The organism is Mesorhizobium sp. M7A.F.Ca.US.002.01.1.1, from assembly GCF_004022955.1.
GTDB lineage: Bacteria > Pseudomonadota > Alphaproteobacteria > Rhizobiales > Rhizobiaceae > Mesorhizobium > Mesorhizobium ciceri.
Genome location: NZ_RZQE01000502.1, coordinates 1 through 4,155, shown reverse-complemented (window position 1 = coordinate 4,155; position 4,155 = coordinate 1). Strand labels below are relative to the sequence as shown.

Here is a 4,155-nt window from a genome sequence, read left to right as displayed (position 1 = left end):
GGCGACGGCTTCCACCATGGTTCGCATTCCGCCGACGGTAGCGCCTTCCGGGTCGAGCCGCAGGCGACCGCCGTCCAGAACGGCGATGTCGGTGGTGGTGCCGCCGATGTCGGACACCACTCCGTCATCAATACCGGTCATGTACCGGGCTCCCACCAGGCTGGCCGCTGGTCCTGACAGGATGGTCTCGATCGGCCGAGCGCGGGCGAATTCTGCGGTAATGAGCGCGCCGTCGCCGCGCACGACCATGAGCGGAGCGACGATCCCGCGTCTTGCCAGAAAGCCCTCGGTGGCGTTGACAAGGCGATCGATCATCGAGATCAACCGGGCATTGAGAAGCGTGGTCAGCGCCCGACGCGGGCCGCCGAGTTTCGATGACAGTTCGTGTGAACAGGTCACCGGAAGCCCGGTACGCTCGCGGATGACGTCACGTACCGCGACCTCATGTTCGGGATTGCGAACCGCAAAATAGGAGGCCACGGCGATGCCTGAGACCGTGTCGACGAGAGGCGGCAGCGCAGCCATGAGATCGTCCAGCACAAGGTGACGCGGATCGCCATGGACGTCATGTCCGCCCGGACAAAAGATCACGGGATCGGAGCCGAGAGCCTCTGACAATCCGTTCCGGGCAAGGTCGGCTTCAGCGAAACCGATCATCACCAGCGCGACCCGTCCGCCCTGCCCTTCGACGAGGGCGTTGGTTGCGAGCGTGGTCGACATGGAGACGAGCTTGATCGCGCCGGGTTCGATGGCAGCCTCGGATAAAACAGCGTCGACGGCACCGGCGATGCCCTCGGCAAGATCGTGCCGTGTGGTCAGCGATTTGGCCTTGGCCACGATGCCTGTAGATTCTGACCACAGCACGGCATCGGTATACGTGCCGCCGGTGTCGACGCCCAGATACAGGGGCGACGGCTGGTGGGTATATGCGTTCATCTTGATCAGTCGCCTAGCCCGGGTTCGGGTGAAAAATATTTCGCGAGCTTGTTTGCTTCGCCGTCGAACGCCTTGGCGTCGGCGGGTGGATCACGCTTGACCGCAATATTAGGCCACGCAGACGCATACTCGGCGTTCAGCGCGAGCCAATCGTCGAGCCCAGGCACGGTATCGGGAAAAATGGCTTTCGCCGGGCATTCTGGCTCGCAGACGCCGCAGTCGATGCATTCATCGGGATGGATGACGAGCATGTTCTCGCCTTCATAGAAACAATCCACGGGACAGACTTCCACGCAGTCCATGTATTTGCATCTGATGCAATTGTCGGTGACCACGAACGTCATGAGGCGTTTCTCAGCCATGGCCGGTCAGGGCGACAGAACAATAACAGCTTCAGACTTTCGGCGACATGGGCGGCCTTCAGCCAAGACAGTCCCGCAGTCTCCCTGTCCAGCAATTCGTCGCAACTTTCGCCAGACAAGGCGAGGCACCGGTCGAGCAGACCGATCTCCAACCCACCCATGTGCTTGCGGACCGCGACGAGACTTCCCTTGTAGAATCCGCTGGTCAGGATGACCGAGGACCAAAATTCGTACATCTTCGCCAGATGCGTTTCGCAATCGGCGGCAACGACGCGCTCGAAAATCGGCCTGAGATCCGCGTCGGCGCGTATCTTGTCGTAGAAGGAGTCGACGAGTTGTCGAATCTGCTCGTCGGAAATCGGGGCTGTCTGTGTCAAGGGCATGCTCTGGTCCAGCGCTTATCCGGCCCTTCAGACCACACCGTAGGTCATATCGAGGGGAATGCGGTGATCATCAATAGCCCGCACGCCAGCGGTGTTTTCAGCCAGGATGAGCGTGGCTTTGCGCTCCTGCTCGGACAGGTAAGCTCCCGAGAACGTAACTACGCCGTTGGTCACGGTCACGTCCGACCTTCCGGTCGAGGGCCATGATTCGGATCGCAAGGCTTCAATAATCTCCAGCCTGATGCTGCTGTCGTCCTGCGACACCGGAGCGCGCCAACGTTTCCTGGCGACGACCAGCGCCCGCACCAGATCGGCACGACTGACGACCCCCACAATCTGCCCGTCGCGCAGCACCGGAACACGCTTGATCCGATTGTGTTCAAGCAGGGTTGCGATCTCGACGACTGGCGTGCTCTCGACCACAGTCGCAACCTCCTTTGTCATGACGTCGGTCACATGCTCGGAATGAGACTTGACATAGCCTTCCGCAAGGGCGGCGTTGTTGGCGAAAAGCCGAAGCCACCAGGAACGATGTTGCGGGGCTGTACCGATCTCTGCCCGGCGGATCAGGTCTCCTTCACTGACGATGCCCAGCAGCGCACCTCGATCAATCACCGGCACGGCGCTGATCCCGTACGACAGGAGAATATCGCCGACCTCATCCACCGTACTGTCAGGCCCTACCGCAATAACAGGTGACGTCATGACGTCCTTGGCGGTCAGCATTTCGTTCTCCTTGACCTGTCTGCGGGCGGCAGAACCGGCGGCAAGGTCGTTCCAGAGACTTGCCCGTTGCCAGCATGGAGGTGGATCGCGCGATAGAACTCCCTCGCATGGAAAGCATAGGCTTCCAGATTGGTCGGATCGCCAGCGAACAGCCCCATATCCTCGGCTTTCCGGAAGAACCAGTGAGCGGGCAAACCGGGTTCGAGCGCCTTCACGGCAACAGCCGCAAGCAATGGCAGGCCTTCGTCCGCATCGTCGTCCATCAGTTGTTCGAGCACATCCCGAATCACCCCTGTTGCGTCTGAACCAACTATGCTCTCGGCCAGTCTTGCATAGGTGATCGGCAGCCGGGTCTGTGCTTGCAGGAGCAGTTCCTCTCGCAGCCGTCTTTTGAGGGCATTGTCTAGATCGAGGCGGCTGGCAGATACCATTTGCCCTACTACATGGCACTGGATGTCCCTGCCGGAAAGTATTCTGCCGAAATCGTGTTCAAGCCTGTCCATTATTGTCATCGCCGAGCCCAAGGTGCCCCTCGCGCGACAACGCCAAGAACTCCCGTGGCGTTTAGACCTGCTGGCTGGCACCGAATGTGTCAATTTCGTTACGCGCGAGCTTCACTCGTCCTTGCCTACAAGACAAACGAAATTTATTGCCGCTTTAGCACAATTATTTTGCATCAGAATTTCGATTGCAGCCCGTGGCACAGCCCTTCCCTTTTCGGATTCGATATGCATCTCTGATGTGCCGAAGCCATCGCGCCCCCGATTGTCCCGGCTCTTAGCAAGCGGTGATTTCGGCCCCGAAAGCGGTAACAGGAGATTATGATGATCACTGGTGCTCAATGCCGTGCCGCTCGCGCGCTGGTCGAATGGACCCGTGACAAGCTCTCAAGCAATTCAGGTGTGGATGCGTTGGTCGTCGAGGAATTCGAGCGCCGGATCAACCTTCCCGACCAGGATATCTGCGACACGCTGCAAACCGCGCTTGAAAACGCCGGCGCCGTTTTCATCGCGGAAAACGGCGGCGGTGTCGGCGTTCGCCTGAAACTCAACCGCTCGGAAGTCAGACGAATTGGCGTCCTGGAAAATGAAGGCGGCATCGTCGGAACGGACGCCGTTCCATAGGTCTTCTGAGCCGATGGTTCCACGTTCACAGTCCGCTGCTGGGCAGTTCAGATCCCGCTTGGCTGCGCAGGCGCGAGGAAGGAAGCCCTTCATGACGGTTATCTGGGACGATCTCACCGAGGACGAGCAAACGGCGCTCAAACGAATGAACCGCGGACCTTACCCTTCTTTATCGAAACCCTTGGCCGAACGCCTTGTCTTCCTCGGACTGGCGGAAGAAAGACCGGGCGGGACCGGGATAAACAGGGCCGGACGAGAACTGGTGATAGCCACCTTGCTTGGCGCCCGCCACGACTAGGCGTGCGTCAAACGGATCGGATAGCAACTGACGGCAGGGGGCCGCTGACGGCATGCCGGAAGCAGCCGAACGCCACCTTTCTTGAGAGTCCGCACCGAGCGCTCCCATCCACATGGCGCTCGGATCCTTGATCGATGTCAGCGACCTCGCAAACTGCTTCTGCCTCCAACTGAGTGGTCATCGCGCGGCGCGGACAGGTGTTCTGGGAACCCGCCAATCAATGCCTTGCCCAATGTCACCGGAGAACCATAATGGGCGGAGCCAGGCAGTGGTTGTCTCCGAAGACTTTGGGCTCCAATAGATGACAGACGACACAGCGCTGATAC

At 59.7% G+C, this 4,155-nt stretch carries 7 protein-coding genes; 1 reads left to right on the top strand and 6 read right to left on the bottom strand.

The window, feature by feature from the left end:
• From EN932_RS30655 to EN932_RS38160, 6 genes are all read right to left on the bottom strand, one after another.
• Positions 1 to 936, bottom strand: a 936-nt coding sequence (locus EN932_RS30655) for a hydantoinase/oxoprolinase family protein (RefSeq protein ID WP_164890699.1), incomplete at its 3' end; no start/stop codon positions are given.
• Positions 937 to 941: 5 nt separating this feature from the next.
• The gene (gene fdxA / locus EN932_RS30650; protein ID WP_127367945.1) at positions 942 to 1,280 is read right to left on the bottom strand and encodes a ferredoxin FdxA; all 339 of its coding nucleotides are present in this window, start codon (positions 1,278 to 1,280) and stop codon (positions 942 to 944) included.
• Complete coding sequence (locus EN932_RS30645; RefSeq protein ID WP_128369320.1) at positions 1,277 to 1,675, bottom strand: group III truncated hemoglobin; 399 nt, start codon at positions 1,673 to 1,675, stop codon at positions 1,277 to 1,279. Before EN932_RS30645 ends, fdxA begins: the two co-directional genes overlap by 4 nt.
• Positions 1,676 to 1,708: 33 nt before the next feature.
• Entirely contained in the window at positions 1,709 to 2,407 is a 699-nt protein-coding gene (locus tag EN932_RS30640; protein ID WP_128369319.1) for a CBS domain-containing protein, read from the bottom strand.
• Positions 2,401 to 2,910: a hypothetical protein gene (locus tag EN932_RS30635; protein WP_128369318.1), complete on the bottom strand. Its 510-nt coding sequence runs from the start codon at positions 2,908 to 2,910 to the stop codon at positions 2,401 to 2,403. The genes EN932_RS30640 and EN932_RS30635 overlap by 7 nt, the downstream gene beginning before the upstream one ends.
• Before the next feature lie 393 nt (positions 2,911 to 3,303).
• Positions 3,304 to 3,624 carry a hypothetical protein gene (locus EN932_RS38160; protein WP_164753769.1) on the bottom strand — a complete coding sequence of 107 codons (321 nt, stop codon included), beginning with the start codon at positions 3,622 to 3,624 and terminating at the stop codon, positions 3,304 to 3,306.
• On the opposite strand from EN932_RS38160, the gene EN932_RS30625 reads away from it, so the two are divergent.
• Complete coding sequence (locus EN932_RS30625) at positions 3,623 to 3,829, top strand: hypothetical protein (RefSeq protein ID WP_127367293.1); 207 nt, start codon at positions 3,623 to 3,625, stop codon at positions 3,827 to 3,829. The genes EN932_RS38160 and EN932_RS30625 overlap by 2 nt on opposite strands.
• The last annotated feature ends 326 nt before the right edge of the window (positions 3,830 to 4,155 follow it).